At 30.4% G+C, this 25,673-nt stretch carries 23 protein-coding genes and 1 other RNA gene; 14 read left to right on the forward strand and 10 right to left on the reverse strand.

Annotated features, from left to right (window positions below):
- Nucleotides 1–26 precede the first annotated feature (26 nt).
- A complete protein-coding gene (locus CLV86_RS02610) occupies nt 27–449 on the reverse strand; it encodes a hypothetical protein (RefSeq protein ID WP_121049329.1) in 423 nt (140 codons plus the stop codon).
- A gap of 249 nt (nt 450–698) precedes the next feature.
- Here CLV86_RS02610 and CLV86_RS02615 point away from each other — a divergent pair, with 249 nt between their 5' ends.
- On the forward strand, nt 699–1,217 hold the full coding sequence (locus CLV86_RS02615; RefSeq protein ID WP_121049332.1) for a DUF7935 family protein: 519 nt from the start codon (nt 699–701) through the stop codon (nt 1,215–1,217).
- A gap of 61 nt (nt 1,218–1,278) precedes the next feature.
- Here CLV86_RS02615 and CLV86_RS02620 read toward each other — a convergent pair whose 3' ends face one another.
- Nucleotides 1,279–2,214, reverse strand: coding sequence for a patatin-like phospholipase family protein (locus CLV86_RS02620; protein ID WP_121049335.1), 936 nt, complete (start codon nt 2,212–2,214; stop codon nt 1,279–1,281).
- Nucleotides 2,215–2,260: 46 nt separating this feature from the next.
- Nucleotides 2,261–4,312 (reverse strand): M1 family metallopeptidase, encoded by a 2,052-nt coding sequence (locus CLV86_RS02625; protein ID WP_121049425.1) that lies wholly within the window; start codon nt 4,310–4,312, stop codon nt 2,261–2,263.
- A 159-nt stretch (nt 4,313–4,471) separates the two neighbouring features.
- Here CLV86_RS02625 and recG point away from each other — a divergent pair, with 159 nt between their 5' ends.
- From recG to CLV86_RS02645, 4 genes are all read left to right on the forward strand, one after another.
- Nucleotides 4,472–6,574, forward strand: a complete 2,103-nt coding sequence (recG, locus tag CLV86_RS02630; RefSeq protein ID WP_121049338.1) for an ATP-dependent DNA helicase RecG — start codon at nt 4,472–4,474, stop codon at nt 6,572–6,574.
- Between the two features lie 36 nt (nt 6,575–6,610).
- Nucleotides 6,611–7,192 (forward strand): MiaE family protein, encoded by a 582-nt coding sequence (locus CLV86_RS02635; protein WP_041302059.1) that lies wholly within the window; start codon nt 6,611–6,613, stop codon nt 7,190–7,192.
- 83 nt (nt 7,193–7,275) lie between these two features.
- A complete protein-coding gene (locus CLV86_RS02640; protein WP_121049341.1) occupies nt 7,276–7,806 on the forward strand; it encodes a CIA30 family protein in 531 nt (176 codons plus the stop codon).
- A 32-nt stretch (nt 7,807–7,838) separates the two neighbouring features.
- Nucleotides 7,839–9,587, forward strand: a complete 1,749-nt coding sequence (locus tag CLV86_RS02645) for an FAD/NAD(P)-binding protein (RefSeq protein ID WP_121049344.1) — start codon at nt 7,839–7,841, stop codon at nt 9,585–9,587.
- Nucleotides 9,588–9,648: 61 nt separating this feature from the next.
- On the opposite strand, the gene CLV86_RS02650 is transcribed toward CLV86_RS02645, so the two are convergent.
- Both CLV86_RS02650 and CLV86_RS02655 read right to left on the reverse strand, forming a co-directional pair.
- Nucleotides 9,649–10,824, reverse strand: coding sequence for a TlpA disulfide reductase family protein (locus CLV86_RS02650; RefSeq protein ID WP_249037437.1), 1,176 nt, complete (start codon nt 10,822–10,824; stop codon nt 9,649–9,651).
- 154 nt (nt 10,825–10,978) lie between these two features.
- Entirely contained in the window at nt 10,979–11,263 is a 285-nt protein-coding gene (locus CLV86_RS02655; RefSeq protein WP_121049350.1) for a hypothetical protein, read from the reverse strand.
- 187 nt (nt 11,264–11,450) lie between these two features.
- On the opposite strand from CLV86_RS02655, the gene pheT reads away from it, so the two are divergent.
- Nucleotides 11,451–13,877, forward strand: coding sequence for a phenylalanine--tRNA ligase subunit beta (gene pheT, locus CLV86_RS02660; RefSeq protein ID WP_121049353.1), 2,427 nt, complete (start codon nt 11,451–11,453; stop codon nt 13,875–13,877).
- A 12-nt stretch (nt 13,878–13,889) separates the two neighbouring features.
- Nucleotides 13,890–14,741, forward strand: a complete 852-nt coding sequence (locus tag CLV86_RS02665; RefSeq protein WP_121049357.1) for a phosphatase PAP2 family protein — start codon at nt 13,890–13,892, stop codon at nt 14,739–14,741.
- A 7-nt stretch (nt 14,742–14,748) separates the two neighbouring features.
- On the opposite strand, the gene CLV86_RS02670 is transcribed toward CLV86_RS02665, so the two are convergent.
- Nucleotides 14,749–15,318, reverse strand: coding sequence for a fasciclin domain-containing protein (locus CLV86_RS02670; protein WP_121049360.1), 570 nt, complete (start codon nt 15,316–15,318; stop codon nt 14,749–14,751).
- 141 nt (nt 15,319–15,459) lie between these two features.
- Between CLV86_RS02670 and CLV86_RS02675 the strand changes: the two genes are divergently transcribed.
- Complete coding sequence (locus CLV86_RS02675) at nt 15,460–15,699, forward strand: putative signal transducing protein (RefSeq protein ID WP_076732891.1); 240 nt, start codon at nt 15,460–15,462, stop codon at nt 15,697–15,699.
- A gap of 105 nt (nt 15,700–15,804) precedes the next feature.
- Here the strand turns inward: CLV86_RS02675 and CLV86_RS02680 are convergent, their stop codons facing one another.
- Nucleotides 15,805–17,430, reverse strand: a complete 1,626-nt coding sequence (locus CLV86_RS02680; protein WP_121049363.1) for an ABC-F family ATP-binding cassette domain-containing protein — start codon at nt 17,428–17,430, stop codon at nt 15,805–15,807.
- 283 nt (nt 17,431–17,713) lie between these two features.
- On the opposite strand from CLV86_RS02680, the gene CLV86_RS02685 reads away from it, so the two are divergent.
- Nucleotides 17,714–19,141 carry a TlpA family protein disulfide reductase gene (locus CLV86_RS02685; RefSeq protein WP_121049366.1) on the forward strand — a complete coding sequence of 476 codons (1,428 nt, stop codon included), beginning with the start codon at nt 17,714–17,716 and terminating at the stop codon, nt 19,139–19,141.
- A gap of 72 nt (nt 19,142–19,213) precedes the next feature.
- Here the strand turns inward: CLV86_RS02685 and fsa are convergent, their stop codons facing one another.
- The 3 genes from fsa to ffs form a co-directional block, all read right to left on the reverse strand.
- Nucleotides 19,214–19,867, reverse strand: coding sequence for a fructose-6-phosphate aldolase (gene fsa / locus CLV86_RS02690; protein ID WP_076732886.1), 654 nt, complete (start codon nt 19,865–19,867; stop codon nt 19,214–19,216).
- Between the two features lie 109 nt (nt 19,868–19,976).
- Nucleotides 19,977–20,777: an SDR family oxidoreductase gene (locus CLV86_RS02695; protein WP_121049369.1), complete on the reverse strand. Its 801-nt coding sequence runs from the start codon at nt 20,775–20,777 to the stop codon at nt 19,977–19,979.
- A gap of 73 nt (nt 20,778–20,850) precedes the next feature.
- An RNA gene (gene ffs, locus CLV86_RS02700) (signal recognition particle sRNA small type) lies at nt 20,851–20,949 on the reverse strand.
- A gap of 87 nt (nt 20,950–21,036) precedes the next feature.
- Between ffs and CLV86_RS02705 the strand changes: the two genes are divergently transcribed.
- From CLV86_RS02705 to CLV86_RS02725, 5 genes are all read left to right on the forward strand, one after another.
- Nucleotides 21,037–22,065 carry a glutaminyl-peptide cyclotransferase gene (locus CLV86_RS02705; protein ID WP_076732883.1) on the forward strand — a complete coding sequence of 343 codons (1,029 nt, stop codon included), beginning with the start codon at nt 21,037–21,039 and terminating at the stop codon, nt 22,063–22,065.
- Nucleotides 22,055–22,456, forward strand: coding sequence for an acyl-CoA thioesterase (locus tag CLV86_RS02710; protein WP_249037438.1), 402 nt, complete (start codon nt 22,055–22,057; stop codon nt 22,454–22,456). The genes CLV86_RS02705 and CLV86_RS02710 overlap by 11 nt, the downstream gene beginning before the upstream one ends.
- 94 nt (nt 22,457–22,550) lie before the next feature.
- Entirely contained in the window at nt 22,551–23,303 is a 753-nt protein-coding gene (locus CLV86_RS02715; protein WP_147427013.1) for a peptidase associated/transthyretin-like domain-containing protein, read from the forward strand.
- Nucleotides 23,304–23,391: 88 nt separating this feature from the next.
- Nucleotides 23,392–24,948 carry a hypothetical protein gene (locus CLV86_RS02720; protein ID WP_121049378.1) on the forward strand — a complete coding sequence of 519 codons (1,557 nt, stop codon included), beginning with the start codon at nt 23,392–23,394 and terminating at the stop codon, nt 24,946–24,948.
- A gap of 13 nt (nt 24,949–24,961) precedes the next feature.
- A complete protein-coding gene (locus CLV86_RS02725) occupies nt 24,962–25,654 on the forward strand; it encodes a hypothetical protein (RefSeq protein WP_121049381.1) in 693 nt (230 codons plus the stop codon).
- Nucleotides 25,655–25,673: the final 19 nt, after the last annotated feature.

The following is a 25,673-nucleotide window of genomic DNA, read 5'->3' on the forward strand; positions in this document are numbered from 1 at the left end:
TGCTTTACATTTTTTTAATTATTTTATTAGTGATATACATCTATAATAACGCAATACTCTATTTCAAAACCACTGTGAGATACATCGCATCTAATTTCACCTCCAAGTACATTATCATCTCTCTGTACAGTAATAGTAACTGGATATTGTGTACCATTATAAATAAATTCGTAAGTATTGGTTCCTGGAGAATATACTAATGTTAAAAAATCTCCTCCTTGTGTATTTCCATAAATCTCCCATTCTGGTCCATTAGAAGAGCTCGCAAAATAATCGGTAGTTAAATCGGCTTCAGGAATCAAAATTTGTGTATTATCTGATGTATCTAGGTAAGACATACCTTGATAATTGCATACATCTACATTTGGAGCATCATCATCATCATTATTGCAATTGAATAATGTTAAAACTACTAATACGACTAATGCTTGTTTAAATAAGGTTTTCATTTTTAAAAATTTTGAGGTTAAATTATGGTCTAATAATAAATCGCCAAGAATAACTTTACATTAATCTTGACGATTTATGTTAAAAGATTAATAGCAATCCAAAAATAGTAATGTGTTTGTGAGTAAAAAGCTAACATTTTATAAACCTACATTTACATTATATAAAAAACACGTTTCATTCAATTATCGGTTTTCTTGTACAATAATTTAAAACACATTAAGTTTGCTTAATAACTTAATAACACTTTAATGGAAGATCAATTATTAAACCTTGTAATGTATGCTGTACCTTCACTAATTGTAGGTTCAGTAGCATTTTTATTTTTTAGAGAACATATTCAAAATGAAGATGATAGGCGTAAATTTATTATCCATAAACAGTTACAAAAAGAATCGCTACCTCAACGTTTACAGGCTTACGAAAGGCTTTCTCTTTTTTTAGAACGTATTAATCCAAACCGATTGATTTTAAGAATAAATCCTGGGGCTTCAAATAAAAACGATTATGAAATGTTATTAATAAATAATATTGAACAGGAGTTTAACCATAATTTAGCCCAACAAATATATGTTAGCGATAATTGTTGGAGTGTTATAAATGCTTCAAAAAGCGCTACTGTTCAACTTATTAGAAAAATAAGCATGAGTGATAAAATTGACTCGGCCGAAAAGCTTAGAGAGGCAATTATTACTGAAATGATGGATAAAGCTGCACCTAGTAACGCCGGACTTTCTTACATTAAAAAAGAAGTTAGTGAGCTATGGTAAGCCATAATACTTTATAATAAAAAAGCGATATCGAAATTAGATATCGCTTTTTTTTATTCTTTTATTTTTCTTTTTTTATTGGTTTTATTGGTACTGTAGAACTATTTGGATTATTATCACCATGTTTTTCTTGAGCGTAAAGAAAACCTTCCATCCACCATTTTTCCATAAGGCTTTTATTAAAAATTAAAGAGTTCTCTGTTAATTTTGTTGGTGTATAATATAAGTTAAGTGTCACATTTTTATGCAATGCTGCCAATTTTCCAATTGTTATATCTCCACGTTCTACTTGATCTAATAAATGACCAAAAAGATTAATCATTAATGAAAACGGATTTTTACCTAATACTTTATTGTATTCAAGGTTTTCGCTTTCAAGAATAATAGCATCAATTTCGGTTGCGCCTCTATTAATGGCTTCTCTAATTGGCACAACACAACCCAAACCGCCATCGGCATACTCAAAACCATTTTTCTTTACTAAAGACATAAATGGTATATAGTTACAAGAAATCCAAATCCAATCGCAAAATTCTTCATATTCAAAATCGTTAATAGATTTGTATTCGGTGCAGTTTTTAGAGAGGTTTGCTACCGTAACAACGACATCTTCTTTAGTTTCTCTAATTTGATTAAACTCTGCTTCGGTAAAGTTTTTTTTAATGTTTCGTCTTAGTGCTTTACTTTCTCCAAATGTTCTTCGTTTTTTAATAAACTGAAGCATGGTATTAAAATAATTTATAGAAACATACTCTCTCCCTTTTTTCTTTTTTACAACAAATGGATTAACACTAAAAATAGAATATTGGTTTACGTGTGTAAAAATATCGTAAAGTTTTCCAAGATTTTCTGTGGCTAAATAAGGGATAAGTAAACTTCCTGTAGAGGTCCCTAAAAACATATCGTACTCTTTCCCTTCTTGCTCTATAAGATATTGAGCGACACCACCTGCAAATGCGCCTTTACTTCCGCCTCCAGAAATTACTAATGCTTTCAATATTAGTTGTTGAGTTAGTTATTGTTTAATTGCAAAATTAGAATAATTACTTTTCTTTTAATTGCTCCTGCAAATTAACAATTATCTCCTTATAATTTTCATCTTCACTTAATGATTTCAATAAATCTCTAGCAAAACTTTTAAAACGCCAGTTATGGTGTGATGTTGCATCTATTAAATTTAGCAAAGAATCTACATTAAATATTTGAAGCTTATTTATATAGTTAAACGCATTTTCTCGTGTTTGAAATCCATATTTTGGTGAAGTATAACTCGTTAATTCATTAATATAAATTGTATTTAATCTTGGATTATACTCTTTTGTTATTAAAGCAAGAGCTAACCAAAGGCATCTAACATTTTTATTATTAAAACCAATAACATCTTTTGTTGCCTCTAAATATTTTGCTCTCTCATAAGGATATTTAGACCATAAATTTGATAATGCAATTTCTTTTGTTACATAAGAAGCATCCAATAAAAGCGTTTCACTTTCTTCTTTAAAACCATCTGGTATAGCCTTAGCTAACAATTGTCTTACTTCAATTTCATTAGAGCTGAAAGCTTCCTCTATTAAATCTCCATATGTAGGATAGTCCGGTTTCTTTAAAGCTTCTTCCAAAACAGCAAGCCGCTCTATATAATAACCTTTAGGAAGCTCATTTACCAAACTTGAAGGCACAAAACCATCCTTGTTTTTCCTATAACTTAAATAAGGTGTGTGTTCAATGGTTTCTAAAAATGCTATACTTTCATTCTTTTTTAAAGACATTCTCATTTTAGCAATTGGCAAATCTTTAGATAACAACCATTCCTTTTTAAAACCTTCTAAATTCTGTCCAGAAACTTTTTCAACTTCAGTTAAAAAATCTTGAGTATTTACATTTTTAAAAGCATATTTATTTAAATAGTTTTTTACAGCGGTTTTAAAGGCTTTTTCTCCTACTTTTTCATTTAGCATATGTAAAGCCCACGCGCCTTTTTTATAAAAGGTTACACTGCTTGCTTTTGCGTCTAACAACGGTGTTGCTTCATCTGCTAATTGCTGGTTTATTAATTCTTTTGCGTAACCATAAAGTGTATTGTAGTAATAATCATCGCCAAAAATATCGCGCTCTGCTAGTAATGCATAATAGGTTGCAAAACCTTCTTGAAGCCAGTGGTGTTTTCCTTCTGTGGCTGTAATATAATCGCCAAACCATTGGTGTGCAAGCTCGTGAGCATTTACATTTACGTAGTTTTTATCTACAAATGAAGTTTCATCAATCATGAAATCGTCACTAAAAATAGTTAGACTCGTGTTTTCCATACCGGAATATAAAAAGTCTTTTACTGGCACTTGTTTATAGTTTTGCCAAGGATAAGTTAGGCCTATTTCTTGTTCAAGAAAATCGAACATTTGTTTTGTATAACGGTATGTTGGCTCTACTTTAGCCGAATCTTCAGGATAATAATACAGCTCTATTGGCACGCCACTTTTAGAGGTTATTTCTTTTTTATGGTATTTGCCAATCGCTAACGCTACAAGGTAACTTGGCATTGGTTTTTGCATATCGTAATGCCACGTTGTTGCGCTTTCTCCAACCGCTTTATTTATTAGCATTCCGTTTGCTACAACTTCATAACCATTATTATAATTTATAGACAAATCAAACTCCATTTTATCGTTTGTATCGTCTAAACTTGGCAACCAATTACTTGTGTATTTGCCTTGACCTTGTGTCCAGATTTGATTGTCCTCTCCTCTATTTACAAAGTAAAGTGCTTTTTTAGGTTTTGTAGAATATTCAAATTCAATTGTATAATTCGCGCCTTTTTTAAACTCCGATTTAAACCAAATTTTCTTTAAATTGTTAATAAATGTAATGTCTTTTCCATTTAATTTCACTGCATTAAACTTCATATTTATAGCATCTAAATAAATAGAATCTACATTTTGTAGTACTACTAATGAATACTTTACATTACCACGAACCAAACTAGAGTCTGGTTCTAATTGCAATTGCGCATGAACAGTCTTGAAATCTACAATTTCTGTTTGTTGCGCTTTCGCGGAAAAAAATACAAACGCGATTATTAGATATAGAAACTGTTTCATAGATAGTATTTTATAAGGATGCGACCAAAATACAATTTTTACTATTTCTACATAAATTGCAAAACACAATAAAAACTTAAATTTTTACAAAATTGGCATAAATACGACTTCTAAATAATACTTTCACTTTAAATAGAAATACCTTAATTTCGTTTTCTAATGGCAACTAACCTACAAACTCCTATAGATTACTTAAAAGGTGTTGGACCAAATCGTGCCGATTTGCTTCGCAAAGAACTTGGTATACACACTTACCAAGATTTAATAAATCTATTTCCAAATCGCTATTTAGACCGTACAAAATACTATAAAATTAACCAGTTAAACCCAAGTACGGCCGAAGTACAAATTATAGGAAAAATTACAAGTTTTAAGGAAGTCTCACAAAAAAGAGGCAAACGATTAGTAGCTACTTTTCAAGACGAAACTGGCACCATGGAATTGGTTTGGTTTCGAGGTCAAAAATGGATTCGTGAATCGCTAAAAAAAAATGTGCCTTACGTGATTTTTGGCAAAACAAATTTGTTTGGTGGCAAGTTTAACATGCCACATCCAGACATAGAATTAAAGACAGAACACGAGCAAAATTTACGCTCTACAATGCAACCCATTTATCCTTCGACAGAGAAACTTTCAAACAAAGGAATCACTAACAGAATGATGATGAAAATCATGCAAAATCTGTTTATAGAAACGGGTGGAAAATTTGTTGAAACGCTCTCGAAAAACATCCTCGAAAATCTTAAAATAATTTCTAAATCTGAAGCCCTTTTTAACATCCATTTTCCTAAGAGTCCAGAGCTACTTTTCAAGGCACAATTTAGACTAAAATTTGAAGAATTATTTTACATACAATTACAATTAATTTTAAAAAATTTAATTCATAAATCTAAAATAAAAGGCTTTCCTTTTGAAAACGTTGGAGCACTTTTTAATACCTTTTTTAAACACCATTTACCGTTTGAATTAACTGGTGCACAAAAACGAGTACTTAAAGAAATTAGGGCAGATTTAGGTAGTAATGCACAAATGAACCGACTTTTACAAGGCGATGTTGGTTCTGGAAAAACAATTGTTGCACTAATGTCAATGTTAATGGCGCTTGACAACGGTTTTCAAGCCTGCTTAATGGCGCCAACTGAAATTTTGTCAGTTCAGCACTATAATGGGTTATCTGAATTGTGTAAAGATTTGAAAATCAGTATTAAAATACTTACAGGTTCAAGTAAAACTTCAGAGCGTCGTGAAATACACGAAATGCTAGAAAATGGCGAATTAGACATCTTAATTGGCACTCACGCATTACTTGAAGATAAAGTAAAATTTAAAAATTTAGGACTGGCAATTATAGATGAGCAACATCGATTTGGAGTAAAGCAACGCTCTAAATTATGGAAAAAAAACACCTTTCCTCCTCACGTTTTAGTAATGACCGCAACACCAATTCCGCGAACATTAGCCATGTCGGTTTATGGTGATTTAGACATCTCAATTATTGACGAATTACCACCCGGAAGAAAGGCCATAAAAACGGTTCATAGATACGACTCAAATAGGCTAAAAGTTTTTCAGTTTTTACGATCTGAAATCAAGAAAAAAAGACAGGTTTATATTGTCTATCCATTGATACAAGAAAGTGCTCAAATGGACTACAAAGATTTAATGGATGGCTACGAAAGTATTGCTCGAGATTTTCCTGCTCCAGAGTTTCAAATTTCTATTGTTCATGGCAAAATGAAACCTGCAGATAAGGAGTTCGAAATGCAAAGATTTATAAAAGGTCAAACACAAATTATGGTAGCAACAACTGTAATTGAAGTTGGCGTAAATGTGCCAAATGCATCGGTAATGATTATTGAAAGCGCAGAGCGTTTTGGGCTTTCACAATTACACCAATTACGTGGTCGTGTTGGTCGTGGTGCAGAGCAAAGTTATTGCATTTTAATGACGAGCCATAAACTCTCAGAAAACAGTAAAAAACGCATTGAAACCATGGTAAGAACTAATGATGGTTTTGAAATTGCCGAAGTAGATTTAAAACTTCGTGGTCCTGGAGATATTATGGGAACACAACAAAGCGGTATATTAAATCTTAGAATTGCAGATATTGTAAAAGACAACGACATTTTACAACACGCTAGATATTACGCAAAAAAGGTTTTAGAAAAAGATCCATCGCTTGGCCACCCAGAAAATGCTGTAATTCTAGAAACATACAGGCAAATGAGTAAGTACAAGAATATTTGGAATTATATTAGCTAATACAATACCTTTGCCAAAAAACAGTACATTATGAGCATGCTTCACTTAAAACTAGAAACCGATCCACGTTGGGTAACCATTGTAGAAAGTAATATTGAAGAAATTTTAACCGATCATGCTTGGTGCGAACAAAAAGCGGCTACAAACGCTATAACAATAATCACCAACAATAGTGAACATGAAGAGTTGGTAACAGAGCTTATAAAATTAGCTCAAGAAGAATTGGAGCATTTCCAGATGGTTCACGATATTATTAAAAAACGCGGCTACACTTTAGGTCGTGAGCGTAAAGACCATTACGTAAACCAATTGTATAAGTTTATGAATAAAGGCGGAAGCAGACAACAAAGCTTTGTCGATCGCTTATTATTTTCTGCAATGATAGAAGCACGTAGTTGCGAACGTTTTAAACTTTTATCGAAACGTATAAAAGACAAAGAACTGTCTAAATTTTACCACGATTTAATGATTAGCGAAGCTGGACATTACACTACATTTATAACCTTTGCAAGAAAATATGGCAAAGGCATTGATGTAGATAAACGCTGGAAAGAGCTTGTAGCATTCGAAGGCGAATTAATTAAAAGCTACGGTAAAAGCGAAACCATTCACGGTTAAGCTTTTTTTTACTTCAACAACCTTTTAACTTTTTATTGAGAGCGTTACGCGCTTCAAAATTGTAAATTTGGTAAAAACGCGCTATGAAATTACTAGCTATAATTTTAACCATATTTACAATTACCATGTCTACTCCTATTTTTACATTTTCTAAATCCGCAAATATTTCTAATTGGCGCATTATGGACGATGTTGTTATGGGCGGAAAATCTAACGGAACATTTTCAGTTAATAATGATGGATATGGCGTATTTAGTGGCAAAATATCTTTAGAAAACAACGGCGGCTTTTCATCTGTGCGTTATTCTATGGCAACCTTAAATGTTTCAGAAGCCTCTAAAATCACTATAAAATTGAAAGGTGATGGTAAAACCTATCAATTTAGAATTAAAGCCAATGCTGAAGATAGACATTCCTATATAAAACCGTTTACTACTAATGGCGAATGGCAAACCATAAGCATCGATTTAAACACAATGTATCCTGCTTTTAGAGGCAGAACTTTAGACATTCCTAATTTTGATAAAGCTTCAATAGAAGAACTTGTATTTTTAATAGGCAATAAAAAGGAAGAACATTTTAAATTACTTATAGAAAGCATCAGTTTACAATAATCCTTTCCGTTTTAAAATTACAAAACAATTAAATGAACCAACCTATAAAAACCATTGCTATAATTGGATGCGGACCAAGAGGTCTTTCTGCATTAGAAAATGTATTGATTGCTTTAGCAAAAGCTGAAACAAAAACACTACCTAAAATTATAATTTTCGAAAAATCTTCTCAATTAGGTTGTGGTTCTATTTACAACCTAGACCAGCCAGATACTAATTGGCTAAACATTTCGGAACGCGCCTTAACCATTGCAAAAAGACCGACTTTAGAATTCGAAAATTTTAAAGTTGAAGGTTTTAAATCGTACCAGGAATGGACAGGAAAAAGTAAAGGTGAAATTATAAACAACAAGCACGAAGTATTCCCAAAACGTTCTGAAATTGGTAAGTATTTAAAAGCACGTTACAACACTGTTGCAAAAACACTAGAAGAGTACAATATATTATCTGTTTTTAATGCCGAAGTTATAGAAGTTGAAAACAACAATCCGTGTTTTACAATTACTGTAAAAAGTGGCAAAACATATAATGCAGACGACGTTGTTTTAACTATTGGCCATCAAGAAACCGAATGTTCGCAACAGCTTAAAGACTGGTTAAAATATGCTAAAAAAAATAACGCAGTAAATTTATTTTTAAACCCATACCCAATAAAGCACTTATTATCGGTAAATTATAAAACCGAAGCACATACAGTTGGGTTAAGAGGTTTTGGTTTAGCCACTATAGATGTTGCTAGAGCTATTGTTAAAGCAAATGGAGGTAATTTTGAAGTAGTAGATAAAGAAACCAATAAAATGAAATATCATCCAAGAGAAAGCAGCTTAAAGCTTGTTCCCTTTTCTTTAGATGGTTTACCAATGGCAAGCAAACCTTTAAACTCTAAAATTGATGCATTATTTACACCAAGCGATGCCAAAATATTAAGTTTTAAGTCTGAATTACTTCAAATTAGAGATAATAAAAATTATAGTAATGGTAACACTTTTTTAATTGAAGCTATAGCCACAGTAGTTGCACATCAATACATAAAATTAGGAAACCACGCGTACCAACATAATTTTACAGAAAAAGAATTAAAAGTAATAACCGAAGCTTATTTACAAGACAATAGTTTTACTCACGATTTAGTACTATCTCACGATAATGCACCAGAGGCTATAATTCAAGCCTATGTAGATATGGCAACTGCTACAAAACCTATTAGTTTAGACTATTGCTTAGGTCAAGTGTGGCGTCATTGCGAACCTACTTTATACGCTATGATGTCTCACTCTAAACTAAAAGATAGTGTTATAAACCAAGTTATTGCTCTAGACGAGCGTATGAAACGTTATGCTTTTGGTCCGCCAATAGAAAGTTTACAGCAATTACTTGCATTAACCTATCAAGGCACACTAGATTTAAACTTTGTAAACGATCCAGACATTACTTTAAAAGAAAATGGTTGGCAACTACAAAAACACAATCAAGAAATTACGGTAGATACTATGATTAATGCGGTTTTAGACAGCCCAAAAATTGAGAAAGTAATCGCTCCTATTGTTACTAATTTATTGAGCGATAATTTAATTCAACCAATACACAGTAAACTTGGCGTTGATACCCAACCCAATGGATTAGTTAACTCTAATAATAAAAGACAGACACTAAATTTAGCAGTTTTAGGTAGGCTTGCCAAAGGTAGCGTAGTTGGTGTAGATGCTATTTTAGAATGTTTTGGACCCAGAATTAAAGATTGGGCTAATGGCGTTGTTGAACGATTAGAAAAGCTTAACTAAAAACCTAATAGCAATTATACCATAGCTTTAGTTGTGCAAAAGTACACTTATAACAAAGTATTTACTCTGCCACCAACTCTTCAACAAAAGTATTAAATTCGGTTTTAAAAGCTGTAAATTTTTCGCCAGTTGCAGGACCATTAAATCCTGTATGTATTTTACGCACTTTACCTTGCTTATCTACAAACACTGTTGTTGGATAGCTTAATACATGATTAAGCATTGGTAGTTTTTCTTGAGCTTTTTGCTTATTTGTAGTTCCTGTTTGCGCCAATAAAATTGGATATGTAATACCAATTCTATCTTGCAAACGCTTAATATTTGCAAAGGCTTTGTCTTCGGTTTTGGCATATTCAAAGGCTAAGGCTACAATCTCTAAATCTTTGTCTTTGTTTTGCTTATAAAACTCTGCATAATACTTACTTTCATCTAAACAATTAGGACACCAAGTTCCCATAATTTGTACCAATACTACTTTGTTTTTAAAACGTTCATCGCTTAAAGACACCATATTACCATTTGCATCTGGAAAAGTAAAAGCTAAGCTATTGTAACCTTTATTTAAATAGGTTAAATTATTAGCATCTGGTAGCTCATAATTTTCATTTCGTTTGGCTGTAAAAGGTTCTTTCCAGTGGTTTCCAGAGAAAAATGTACCGTTAATAGTAGAATCTGTTACTTTGCCCGTAAACAAAAAAGCATGGGCACCATCAAAAGTAGATAGCTTTAAATTATCTCCAGAAATTACTCCTTCAAGAAAACGGTAATCTCCAGTTTCGGTTCTAAAAGTACCTGTAACCTTGTTTCCTTCTTGTTTAAAAATACCTTTAGCAATGTAGCGCTCACCTTCTACGTCTGGACTAAATACAGTTTCCCAATTTCCAGAGATATTAGCTTTAGCTTCTGTAGAGACATCAAACCTTGATTTGCTTTTTTTTGCTGTAAAAGGCACTACTCTATTTTTACCTTCTACTATAAAATTTCCGCTTAAAGTTTCATCTTTAATTTTCGCCGCTAAAAGCGCTTCAAAAACTGGCATTTTTATAAACACAGAATCGTTACGGTATTTTATTTCATCTACTTCTATTTCTTCTTCAGCATTAAAAACAGTAAGATTATTAGCATCTTTTACTTTAAATGTAAATGGTATTACATCTGTTTCATTAATTTTAATTTCTGCTCTATAGTCTCCAAAGCTTAAAAACTCTTGAGTAGACTTTTCTTGACAATTAAACATTAGAAAAATTAACAGGAAAGGAAAAAATAACTTCATAAAATATAATTTTTAAATAATAGTCGAAATAACAATAAATTACTCACAAAAAAAAGACATTACTCGCGTAATGCCTTCTCATAAATTAAACATGAGGGAAGTTTAATCTATAAATTTATTATTTGTCATCATCGTCTTCGTCTTCGTCAAGCTCTAAATCATCTTCTTTTACACCTTCACCGTCTAAACGTCTTAATTCTATTTTCTTTTCTTCAACCTTTCTACTTTTAACAGTAGTATCGTCTTTAGTATCAAGAGTTTTAACTTCAACTTTTTCTTTTTCGACCTCTACTTTCTTTTCAACTTTTTTCTCTGCATCATCCTCTACTTGAGCTAATGCAAATTGTGTTCCTGCAAAAAACAAAGCAACTGCAAAAAACAATGTAATTTTTAAATGTTTCATTTTGTTGGTGGTATTAAAGTGGATCAATAATTAATATTATGCTTTAGTTACGTGTACAAAATATTTTTAGACTTTTTAAAGACGGCTTTTAACATTTTATTATAATTTAATATTACAATAAAAAAGGGATTCTATGATTTAAAAAAGCCGTAACTATTCTTATATTTGCGCTCTTAAAGTTTACTACATGAAGATTTCTTATAACTGGATTAAACAATTTATAAAAACAGATTGGCCAGCAGAACAAACTAGCGAATTACTTACAGACTTAGGTTTGGAAGTAGAAGGTTTAACCGCATACCAAAGTGTAAAAGGCGGATTACAAGGCGTTGTTGTGGGAGAGGTTTTAACTTGCGAGCAGCATAGTAATGCAGACAAACTTAAAGTTACTACCGTAAATATTGGTGCAGAAACACCTGTACAAATTGTTTGTGGCGCGCCAAATGTTGCTGCCGGACAAAAAGTACCAGTAGCTACAATTGGTACCACTTTATATACCGAAGATGGTGAAGCATGGACCATTAAAAAAGGTAAAATAAGAGGAGAAGAAAGCTTTGGAATGATTTGTGCCGAAGACGAACTAGGTTTAGGAAAATCTCACGATGGCATTATGGTTTTAGCCGAAGATACTGTAGTTGGCACACCTTGTGCAGAACTATTTAATATCGAAAATGATGAGGTTTTTGAAATTGGACTAACTCCAAACAGAGCCGACGCTATGAGCCATTTTGGTACTGCTCGAGATTTAAAAGCCGGCTTATTACATAAAGACATTAATTTAGAATTAATAACACCTTCTGTAAGTGCTTTTCATGTAGATAGCCGCTCTCTTAAAATAGATATAGAAGTTGCTAATAACGAATTGGCACCACGCTATTGTGGTGTTACCATCTCTGGTGTAAAAGTTGGAGACTCGCCTGCTTGGATACAAAATAGATTAAAAGCCATTGGTTTATCTCCAATTAATAATATTGTAGATGCAACAAATTATGTTTTACATGAATTAGGACAACCACTTCATGCTTTTGATGCAGATAAAATTTCTGATAATAAAATTGAAGTTAAAACAGTAGAGAAAGGTACAAAATTTACTACTTTAGATGGTGTTGAGCGTGAATTACATGAAGACGATTTAATGATTTGTGATAGTGAAAAACCTTTATGTATTGCTGGAGTTTTTGGAGGAATAGATTCTGGTGTAACTCAAAACACAAGAAATATTTTCTTAGAAAGTGCTTATTTTAATCCTGTAAGTGTTAGAAAAACCGCAAAACGCCATGCACTAAATACAGATGCCTCTTTTAGGTTTGAACGTGGTATCGATCCAAACATTACCGAGTATGCATTAAAACGTGCAGCTCTTTTAATTAAAGAAGTTGCTGGTGGAGAAATAACAAGTGATATATCAGACTTTTACTCTAATAAAATTGAAGATTTTCAAGTACACCTTTCTTTCGATAAAGTAACAAAACTAATTGGTCAAGAAATACCTAAAGAAACAATAAAAAGTATTTTATGGTCTTTAGAAATAAAAGTAAATAATGTTACAGAAACCGGTTTAGGTCTTACCATTCCAGCATATAGAAACGATGTACAACGTGAAGCAGATGTTATAGAAGAAATACTTCGTGTGTATGGATATAACAATATCCATACAACAACTAAACTTAATGCATCAATTTCAAATTCGTCGAAATTTGAAGATCACAAACTACAAAATGTAATTGGTAATCAATTAGCTTCTCAAGGCTTTTATGAGATTATGGCTAATTCATTAACAACACCAAGCTACATTACACTTAGTGAGCAATTAAAAGAAGAGCATAATGTTACAATTTTAAATCCTTTAAGTAATGACTTGTCTGTTATGAGACAGTCTTTATTATTTTCTGGTCTAGAAGCTGTATCTTACAATATTAATAGAAGACGTAGTGATTTAAAGCTTTTTGAATTTGGAAAAACATATCACGATTACAACGGTACTCGTGAAGAATATAAACATTTAACTCTTTTTGTTACTGGAAATAAAACACAAGAAAGCTGGGTTTCTAAACAACAAAAAGGAGATTTTTTCTATTTAAAAGGAACTATAGAAACTGCTTTAGAACGTTTAGGCATTTCTAGATACAAAACTACTTCTTCTAAAAATGATGCTTTTATAGAAGGTGTTCAATATAGCCAAGGCAAAATGGCATTAGTAGATTTTGGAATAGTTAAAAGCAAAACTTTAAAACATTTTGATATTAGTCAAGACGTATTGTTTGCAGATTTTAATTGGGATAATATTATTGAAGTAGCAAAACGTAATAAAATTAAATTTACAGACATCCCTAAATATCCAGAAGTAAGACGTGATTTCGCATTATTATTAGATGATAAAGTTACTTTTGATGATATCTATACCATAGCAAAACAAACCGAAAAACAATTGCTTAAAAATGTAAATTTATTTGATGTTTATCAAGGTAAAAACTTACCAAGCGGTAAAAAAAGTTACGCCGTAAGTTTTATGTTTCAAGATGAGCGCAAAACACTTACCGACAAAGTGGTTGATAAGATAATGAATAAGCTTCAAAGTAATTTTGAAAATAAACTTGGTGCAGAATTAAGATAATATAATGCCTTTATGAAAATGTATCTTAAAAAGATAATTTATGTTTTTATTGTATTACTTACAATGCAATTAAATGCTCAAGAACATTCTACAGACATTAGCAAAGATACTACCTCTATAGGTCAATTGTTTTTAAAAGATGGTAAAAACGCTGCATTAGGTGTTAAACATTCGTTTTTAAGACCTTTAAGTTGGAATAAAAAAGATTTTACTACGCTAGGTGCTGTTGTTGCTGGCTCGTTAGCATTAGCAACGGTAGATGACGAAACTAGTGATTATTTTGTTAGACAAAAACCGCCTAAACTTTTTCAAGAAGTTGGTACTCGATTTGGAAGCCCACAAGTTTATTTTATAGCAAATGCAGGATTATATGGCTATGGCTTGTTTACAAAAAATGAAAAATTAAGAAAAACTAGTGTTTTAATAATCTCTTCTTCTTTTACTTCTGGTGTTATACAAAGTTTAGGAAAAACAGTATTTGGTAGAGCAAGGCCAAATAGTGGACTTAAAAGTAATGAATTTCGTTTATGGTCTAATGAAGCCGAATTACACTCTTTTCCATCCGGACACACCGTTTTATCTGTAACAATGGCACATTCTATAGCCAAACAATTTAATAACACTTGGTCTAAAGTTGGTGTTTATACCTTAGGAGCTGTTGCTCCAATTTCTAGATTATTTGTAGGTGCACACTGGCTTACAGATGTTGTTTTAGGTACTGCTCTAAGTATAGCTGTAGTAGATAGTGTAGATAAATTTTTATTTAACTCTAATGAGTATAAATACGACAATGTAAAGAAAAAAAATATTGCTTGGAATATTAGCTTTACTGGAAACCAAATAGGAATTATAGGTACATTTTAAACAGTACTTAGTCTGGTAATAAAACGGTATCTAAAATATGTATTACACTATTACCTTCCTGCTTATCTAGTGTTTCAACCAATGCCTTATTACCTTTTACATCTTTAATAATATAAACTCCATCTTTAAAATAAACGGTCATATTTTTACCATTAAGAGTCTTAAATATTGCTTTTCCTTTTGTTTTAATAGTACCTTTTATTAAATCTGAATTCACACTATTAGCTAATACATGATAATTTAAAATACTTTTAAGTTTATCTATATGCTCTGGTAATACTAACTCTTTCATTACAGTTTTAGGAAGCTTCTCAAAAGCTGCATTGGTAGGAGCAAAAAACGTATAATTTTGCTTTGTTACAAACAAACTATCGAGTTTAGAAGTTTTTAATAAATTTAATAATACTGAGTGTTCTTTTGAAGTGGATAAAAATGAAATAATATTTGATTGAGAAACCAAAACATTGTCATTTCTTTCTGCTAGGTTTAAGACTTTTGTTTGCGAATAAGCATTAAAACAATAACACAGAAGCGTTATTAGTAACCACTTTTTTAATCTACAAACAATAACAGTCATACCTAAAACTTTAATATTCAATATAATATACGAAATTTATAGATTTACAGACGTCTTAAAATAAACTTAAACTCTATAATTTGTTATAAATTAAACAGTAATATTTTGTATATTTAAGTATAACTTATAAAACAGAAACTTATGGCAGATTCAGAATACATAAAAATTTATACAGGTGGAACTATAATTATTCAAGTAATTAAACAACGTTTAGAAGATGCAGGAATTAATCCTGTTATTAAAGACGAAACGGAGTCTGGAAGATTAGCAGGATTTGGCTCTTCGCTAACAGGACAACCAGAAATATATGTACACGAAAGCGAATTAGAAACCGCTAGCGGTATAGTAGAAACTGTTATTAGCGAAATGGAAACTAACTAATTTACAATAACTATCTATTATTAAATAGATTACAAAATAAAAAACCTCAAAAACTAATGTTTTTGAGGTTTTTTTATTGAGAACTAAAATAGAATATACACTGTATTATACAGTTACATTATACATTTTATCTCTTAATTCTTTTATTTTTTTATCCTGCATATACTCATCAAAAGTAGTATACTTATCTATAACTCCATTTGGAGTTAGCTCTACTACTCTATTACCAACAGTTTGTGCAAACTCGTGATCGTGAGTTGTAAAAAGTACTGTACCTTTAAAATTCTTTAAAGAGTTATTAAATGCAGTAATACTTTCTAAATCTAAATGGTTTGTTGGTTCATCTAGTTGTAAAACGTTTGCTCTAGTCATCATCATTCTAGATAACATACAACGTACTTTTTCTCCTCCAGATAATACAGACGATTTTTTAAACGCTTCTTCTCCACTAAAAATCATTTTACCTAAGAAACCACGAATGTTCACTTCTTCTCTTTCTTCTTCTGTTTGAGCCCATTGGCGTAACCAATCTATTAAAGTTAAGTCGTTATTAAAAAACTCACTATTATCTAAAGGTAAGTAAGATTGTGTTGTTGTAACTCCCCAAGCAAACTTTCCAGAATCGGCTTCTAATTTGTTATTTAAAATTTGATAGAAAGCAGTTGTTGCTCTAGAATCTCTAGAAAACAATACTACTTTATCTCCTTTATTAAGGTTTAAATCTATATCTTTAAATAAAACCTCTCCATCTAATGTAGATGTTAAACCTTCTACATTTAATATTTGGTCTCCTGCTTCTCTATCTCTTTCAAAAATAATAGCTGGATATCTACGACTTGTACGTCTTATATCTTCTATGTTTAATTTATCTATCATTTTCTTTCTACTTGTAGCTTGTTTACTTTTTGCTACGTTTGCAGAGAAACGACGAATAAATTCTTCTAATTCCTTTTTCTTTTCTTCAGCTTTCTTATTTTGTTGTGCATGTTGTCTTGCTGCTAATTGAGAAGACTCGTACCAAAACGTATAGTTTCCAGAGAAGTGAGTTATTTTACCAAAATCTATATCACTAATATGTGTACAAACAGCATCTAAAAAGTGTCTATCGTGAGAAACAACAATTACACAGTTATCGTAATTTGCTAAGAAATTTTCTAACCAAGAAATAGTTTCGTAATCCAAATCGTTGGTAGGCTCATCCATAATAAGTACATCTGGATTTCCAAATAAAGCTTGTGCTAATAAAACACGTACTTTTTGTTTACCATCTAGATCTCCCATTAATGTATAATGTAAATCTTCGTTTATACCTAAATTAGAGAGCATTGCAGCTGCATCGCTATCTGCATTCCAACCATTCATTTCTTCAAATTGTACTTGAAGCTCTCCTATTTTTTCGGCATTTTCATCTGTATAGTCTGCATAAAGCGCATCTATTTCAGACTTTAAATCGTATAATGGTTTATTACCTTTTAGTACTGTTTCTAAAACTGTATCTGCATCGTGCTTGTTGTGATCTTGTGTTAGCACAGACATTCGTTTTCCTGGTTCTAAATGTACATGACCAGAATTAGCTTCTTGCTGTCCAGAAATTATTTTTAAAAATGTTGATTTCCCGGCACCGTTAGCACCAATAATTCCATAACAATTTCCATTATTAAAGGTTGTATTTACTTCGTCGAAAAGCACACGTTTACCAAACTGTACCGAAAGATTTGAAACTGATAACATCTATTTTTATAATATTTTAATCTCAGAAATTTTTAAACTAAAACTTGTAAAATACGCCACTTTTTACTCCTTGACATAAAATAGCGTTAAAGTACTTATAAGTTTTTTGCAAAAGTAAATAATATCTTCGGTTTTAAAAAGCAAATAGACTGTTATATAAGTAAGATAAAACTACTATAAAACAGGTATTTAACTTATTTTAAATTCAATTTAACAACGCATTAACACCTATACAAGCTTACAAAACATATTTTTGTTTATCTAACTATTGCGCACGCTATTTATGAAGTTTAATTTTTTATCTCTTATTTTACTATTAGTATGTTCTTTATTTTCCTGTAAGGATGATAAGGATGAAACTGGTGTTAATGAAGCTTTTATTGGAGGTGAAATAGTAAATCCTAATAGTAATTATATTGTTTTTAAAAAAGCTGATGTGCCATTAGATACCGTTTTTTTAAATAGTGAAAATAGATTTTCTTATAAATTATCTAATTTCGAACCTGGTTTTTTTGGTTTTTTTGATGGCAGAGAATATCAAAATATTTTAGTTGAACCTAACGATAACTTACTGCTACGTTTAAATACTATAGATTTTGACGAATCTTTAGTTTTTACAGGTAAAGGTGCTAGAGAGAATAATTTCTTAATGGAGCTTTATTTAAAAAATGAAAAAGACGATGAAAACATTTTAGGTTTAGGTCAAAAAGATGCTGAAGAATTTGATAGTATTTTTAGAGAGTCAAGAGATTTAAAACTTAAAAAGCTTGAAAAATTAAAGGCTAAATATAATACGTCTCCTTTCTTTAATGAAATTGCAGAGAAAAGTATTAATTATGAGTATTATGCACATAAAGAGCTATATCCCTTAGCTAATTATAAAATATCTGAACTTGATGCCTTTAATAGTCTCCCAGACGATTTTTATGATTACAGAGAAAACATAGACTATAATGATGAAGATTTAAAAGATTACAGTCCATACGTTTCTTTTTTAAGATTTCATTTTAATAACATTGCTTTACAAAAACATTTTTCGCATTCTAAAGATAGCGAATACAATAAGTTAGATTTACATTATAATTTAGACAAACTAGAACTTATTGATAAATACGTTAGTAATGAAGATATAAAAAACAACCTTTTAAAGTTTGTGATTTCGCAGTTTATTACTTTTTCTAAAAATACAGAGCATTACGATGCTATTTTAGAATCTTTTAAAAACAAAAGCACAAATTTAGAAGATATTAAAGTTTCTACGCAGTTTATAAATTCTTACAAAAGATTAAAACCTGGTAATAGGTTACCACAAATAACTTTATTAGATAATAAAGACAAAGAAATTAATCTTAATGAGCTTATAAAGAAACCAACTGTGGTTTATTTTTGGTCTAAAAAGAACAAAAACCACTTAATTTATTCTCATAAGCGAGTAAAAGAATTAAATGTAAAATATCCAGAGTTTAATTTTATTGCAATAAATGTAGACTCTATTTCTTATAAAGAGCAAGTGAGAATTTTAAAACGTAATGAGGTGAGAATTAATAATGAATATCGTTTTAAATCTCCTAAACAATCTAAATTAACACTTTCTGTAAAGCCTATACAAAAGGTCTTTATTTTAAATAAAAACGGAGAAATTGTTAATGCAAAAGCTAATATGTTTGGCATTGTTTTCGAACAGGAATTACTAGGTGTTTTAAACCAGTAACATCTTAATAACTTAATAAAAAAAATCCTGAAAATATTTTTCAGGATTTTTTTTATGGTGAGTATTATTGTTTTAGTTACCCTTTTTATAATCTTCTAGAAACTTAGCCAAACCAATATCTGTAAGTGGATGCTTAAGTAAACCTTCTATAGAGCTTAAAGGACCCGTCATTACATCTGCACCTAATTTAGCACAATCAATTACATGCATTGTATGGCGTACAGAGGCAGCAAGAATTTGAGTATCAAAAGCATAATTATCGTAAATATGTCTAATTTCTGCAATTAGGTTTAAACCATCTGTAGAAATATCGTCTAAACGACCAATAAATGGAGACACGTAAGTTGCTCCTGCTTTTGCTGCTAATAAAGCCTGACCAGGTGAAAATACTAATGTTACATTAGTTTTAATACCTCTATCGCTAAAGTATTTACAAGCTTTTACACCGTCTTTAATCATTGGTAATTTTACCACAATTTGCTCATGAAGTTCGGCTAAAGCCTCTCCTTCTCTTACCATTCCTTCAAAATCTGTAGCAATAACTTCTGCACTTACATCTCCAGAAACAAGGTTACAGATATCAACATAGTGCTTTAAAATATTATCGGTTCCGGTAATGCCTTCTTTTGCCATTAAAGATGGATTAGTTGTTACACCATCTAAGATTCCTAAATCTTCGGCTTCTTTAATTTGAGCAAGATTTGCTGTGTCTATAAAAAATTTCATATTAAATATTTAGTTGTGTTTTATTGAATGTTGCGAAGTTACGCAATCTCTTTATTTTCAGTTAAAAAATGATATCAAATAATATTAACAATAAAGAATTGATTAACTTCTATAACTTATAATGGTTAATTAACATCTTTTCGTAAATTTTATCTGGCAATAAGAATTTTAAAACAATAGAAAATTTTTGCATAAAATCTCCTACCTTATAATGTGTTTTAGGTTTTTTAGTATTAATTACTTTTAATACTGTTTTTGCAACTGCAATAGGATCTCCACTATTATCAACATGATCATCTATATCTTTTAAAACACTACCATATTTTTTATAAGGCGAGTCTTTTTTTAAAGGTGCATGGTAACGACCTGCTGCTATATTAGTAGCAAAATCACCAGGCGCGATGTTGGCCATAAATATATTAAAGTCTTTTAATTCTATTCTAAAAGCTTCTGTTAAAAGCTCTAAAGCTCCCTTACTTGCACTATAAATACCTCGATATGGTAATCCCATATAACCAGCAATAGATGTAATGTTTAGTACCAGTCCACTATTTTGCTTTCGCATTTGTGGCAAAACTGCTTTTATAACATTTATTGGTCCAAAAAGATTTGTATCAAAATTATTTTTAATTTCAGCCTCTGGTATCTCTTCAATAGGACCAGTAATTCCAACTCCTGCATTATTTATTAACACATCTATTTGTCCTTCATTTGCAATAACTTCTGCAACTGCATTATTAATAGACGATACATCTTTTACATCTAAACCTACAATCTTAAAAGGATGATTAACATATTTTTCTGGACTTCGGCTTGTGCCATAAACTATAAATCCGTGTTGTTTTAAGTATTCTCCTATAGACTTTCCAATTCCTGAAGAACCTCCTGTAATTAAAATAACTTTAGACATATTTTGTATTGAATTATAAGCCTCAAAAATACATAAATAAAGTGAAGAATATTACGAGACTTTAAGGCACAAAAAAAGGCAAGCTACCTACATCACACCGCTACGACCATTTACCTTTGCTTCGTTCCCGACCTGGAGGATTCAACAGGAGCTGGTTGTGTAGGACTTGCCGATGCAAAGATACAATCTTTTAATTTTATCACAATGATTTTTTAAAATGAATTTTAATAAATATCTTGCTTAAAATTATAAGAATAAAATGAACACATATAAACACTTAATTATCATAATTTTAGCAATCACTCTATCAAATTGTGGAGATAATTCAAATAAAAAAAATTTTAATATTTCTACAAATGCTACAAATAATACCATTGCTTTAGACCAAGAATTAAAGCTTTCAGTACAAAATCCTAAAAATATTGAAATAGAATCTGTTAGTTATACTTTAGATAATAAAGTAATAAATGAAACAACTAAACTATCAGATTTTAAATTAGGTAGCCACGATATTGTCGCTTCAATTAAATACGATGGAGAAATAGAAACTGCAACACAAAGTATATCTATAGTTAATAATGTAGCTCCTAAAGTTTATTCTTACGAGATTATTAACACTTATCCTCACGATATTACATCATACACACAAGGATTGGAATTCTATAATGGTGAACTATATGAAAGCACTGGGCAAAAAGGAGAAAGTAAGCTGCGTAAAGTAAACTACAAAACTGGCGAAGTACTTAAAAACATAGATTTAGCCGATAATTATTTTGGTGAAGGATTAACTATTTTAAACAAAAACATCTACCAATTAACCTGGTTAAGCGGTAAAGGTTTTGTTTATAATGTAGATACTTTTAAACGTACAAGTACTTTTAAATTTGGAAAAAGTCAAGAAGGTTGGGGAATCTGTAATGATGGTAATATGCTTTATAAAAGTGATGGTACTGAGAAAATATGGTATTTAAATCCTGAAACGTTAGTTGAAGATAGTAGCATTCAAGTTTACACTAACAAAGGAAAAATTGGAAAGCTTAATGAATTAGAATGGATTAATGGAAAAATATATGCTAACATTTACCAAAAAAATGGAGTTGTTATTATTAATCCAGAAAACGGTGCAACCGAAGCTGTTATAGACTTTTCGCCATTAAAAGAACGTGTTACAAAGCACAAAGGTTTAGATGTTTTAAATGGTATTGCTTACAATCCTGAAACCAAAACTATTTTTGTTACAGGAAAACGCTGGGATAAACTATTTGAAGTAAAAATTATTGAAGAGTAATTTGCAAGAGTTTACTCAAAATATAATAGTTACAGAAAAAGATCTAGACGAGTTAAACCACGTTAATAACGTGCGCTATATAGAATGGGTAAATATTATAGCAAAATCGCATTGGCTTAAAACAGCTTCAACAAACACAATTAAAAATTATTTTTGGGTCTTATTATCGCATACTATAGACTATAAAAAAGCGGCTTTTTTAAACGAAGAGCTAATTTTAAAAACATACGTTATTAAAGCCGAAGGTGTTACTTCTATTAGAATAGTAGAAGTTATAAATGCTAAAACAAATAGTCTTCTATCTAAATCTGAAACGAAATGGTGTTTTATGGATGCTAAAACACAAAAACCTGCTCGAATTACAGAAGAAATTTCTAAATTATTTTGTTAATTAATTATAATTGAGCTGTTAAAGTTTCATAATTAATTTATTTAAATCGCTGGTAACTTTATTTTTGAAATAACTAAAGCATACCAACATCCAATTGAAACCATTTTACTTTATAGTTATTTTTATATACTGCTTTACCCTATCTGCACAAACAATAAGCGGTGTGGTATATAATAACACTTCTACTCTACAAGACATTAAAATTGAAAACATTAACAACAGTGTGAGTGTATTTACAAACAAAAATGGTGAGTTTAATATTAAAGCAACAATAAAGGACACATTATTAATAAGCGCTATGTTTTATAAAACACAACAAGCGGTTGTAAAAACTAGCTACCTAACTCAAACTTTTGTAATACAACTTGAAGAACAAAAAAATGTATTACAAGAAGTTAATATTTATGGTACAGAAAAAGAAAAATTAGCAGATATTGAAAAAACACAGGCTTCCTTAAGAAATCAAATACTCGAAGACATAAAAAACAATCCGCATTTATACGGTAGAATGCCAGAAGGCAATTTAGATTTTATAAAAATAATTGGTTTAGTAGCCAAGCTTTTTAAAAACAAGAATAAAGCTGAGCCTTTTAAACCTATAGCATATCAAGATTTAAACACATTGTTTAATAAAAAACATACTCTTTTTAATGATACTCTATTAATCGAAACACTAAAAATTGAAAAAGATAAAAAGTTCCTTTTTTTTGAGTTTTTAGAAGCAAAAAATATTAATAGTAAACTATTATCTAACGACAAAGAAATAGAACTTTTAGAAACTATAATAAATGCTAGTGAAGAGTTTAACTCCATTATTAAAAACTTTAAAAAGCATAAAACCAATTGAAATTTTCATAATTAAAACTTTTTGATACTAAAACATAAATACAAAAGTTATATTTTAGTCGCTTAAAGCGACTATATAATTACTTTTTATGAAACGTATTTTATTATTTATAACCTGTTTTTGTTTTTTATTACTTTGGAGTTCTTGTCGTAAAGATTTTGATTTCGAACCTAGTACAGGAAATCTCCAATTCTCTAAAGACACAGTCTATTTAGACACCGTTTTTACAAATATTGGCTCAAGTACTTACAATTTAAAAGTTTATAATAGAAGTGATAATGATATATCAATACCATTTGTTGGGTTAGAGCGTGGTTCTCAATCTAGTTATAGATTAAATGTAGACGGAAACGCTGGACAAACATTTAATAATGTAGAAATACAAGCCAATGATAGCTTATTTGTTTTTATTGAAACAACTATAGATATTGAAGACCAAGGCACCTTAAACAATGAATTTTTATATACCGATAAAATACTTTTTGATGCAGGAATAAATCAGCAAACCGTAGAACTTGTTACACTAGTTAAAGATGCTGTTTTTATTTATCCAGATCGCGATGATACTACAGAAGTAATTGAAACACTTACTCTAACAATAGACGGACAGCAAGTAGAAACAGATATTCAAGGCCGCGAATTATTAACTTCAGAACTAAATTTTACAAATCAAAAACCATACGTTATTTATGGATATGCCGCAGTTCCTAGTGGAGAAACACTAACGGTGGATGCAGGTGCAAGAATTCATTTTCATGCAAATTCTGGGCTTTTAGTTCAAGAAAATGCTTCACTTCAAGTAAATGGAGCATTAAGCACAGATCAAGAGCTTATGGAAAATGAAGTGGTTTTTGAAAGTGATAGATTAGAACCTGCATTTGCAGATGTTCCTGGCCAGTGGGGAACCATATGGCTTTTCGAAAATAGTGTAAACAATGTTATTAATCACGCTACTATAAAAAATGCAACCATAGGTATTGCAAGCGATGGAAATGCAAATAATGCTCAAGATAAATTAACAATTACTAATTCTCAATTATATAATTTTAGCAATTTTGGAATTAGAGCTATAAACTCTTCTATTACAGCAGAAAATTTGGTAGTAAATAATGCAGGACAATCTGCAGTTGCTTTAACTCTTGGTGGCAAATATAATTTTACACACACTACAATTGCTAATTATTGGAACAATAGTTTTAGGCAATTTCCTGCTCTTCTAGTTAATAATTTTATACAAGATGCAGACGGTACTACTTTTTTAGCAGATTTAATCGAATGTAATTTTAATAATTCTATTATTTATGGAAATGATAATCCAGAATTTATAATAGATGAAGTTCCTGATGCGGGTGTTGTTTTCAATTTTAAATTTACAAATTGTTTAGTTCGTTTTGAAGATTCTTCTAGTAGCCCAACAGGTGACAACTATAATTTTTCTAATACTTCTAATTACGAAAATCTAATTCGTAATCAAGAGCCAGATTTTAAAAATCCTCTAAACAATGAGCTGCAAATTGGTGACAATTCGCAAGCTAATGCTCAAGGAAATACATTTTTTGCTTCGCAAGTACCACAAGATATTTTAGGAACAAACAGAACATCTTCGCCAGACTTAGGTGCTTATCAGCACTTTACTTTTGAGTAGATAATATTTTATTATGAAATACATTACTCTAGTTTTACTTTTAAGTTTTTCGTTTTGTTTTGCACAAAAAACGTATGAATTTGATACGTTATTAGAATATGAATGTAGATTTAATACTACCAAAAGCGATACTACAGTTACACAGTATTTATATACAAACTCAAAAGACAATAGTTATTATATTTCTGTTAGAGATTATGATAGCTTACATTATTCTTTAAATTTTTATGCTTATAACAAATACCATTCACAAGTAAAAGTTATAAAAAGTAAACTATTTAAATCTGCCGAAATTGATATTTTAGATTGTGAAACTATACATAATTCAAGTTCTAAATATAAATTTAGAACAAAGGAATACGATTTTGTAAACCTAAAGGATACTCTTGTAAATAACACATTAAATAAAACCTATAAATTATCGTATTTAAAAAGTAAAAAGAAAAAGAAAAGAAGAAAAATTGGTACAATTCAATATATTATTAAACCTAATACAGAGTACCATTTACCTGTTTTATATCATATAACAGCCTATAATGAATGGGATAAAGAAAGAAATATACCAAACGGAATATTTAAAGAGTACATTTTTTATAATTATAACGATGAAATTACAAATCACTATAAACTTAAAGAAATAAAACATACAGCAGTTAAACTGAATGTTACAAAACCTTGTCCTCCAACAATGACTATTCAAAGGTAAAATAAAAAAAATCCCACTC

The organism is Lacinutrix venerupis (assembly GCF_003663945.1).
Classification (GTDB): Bacteria; Bacteroidota; Bacteroidia; order Flavobacteriales; family Flavobacteriaceae; genus Lacinutrix; species Lacinutrix venerupis.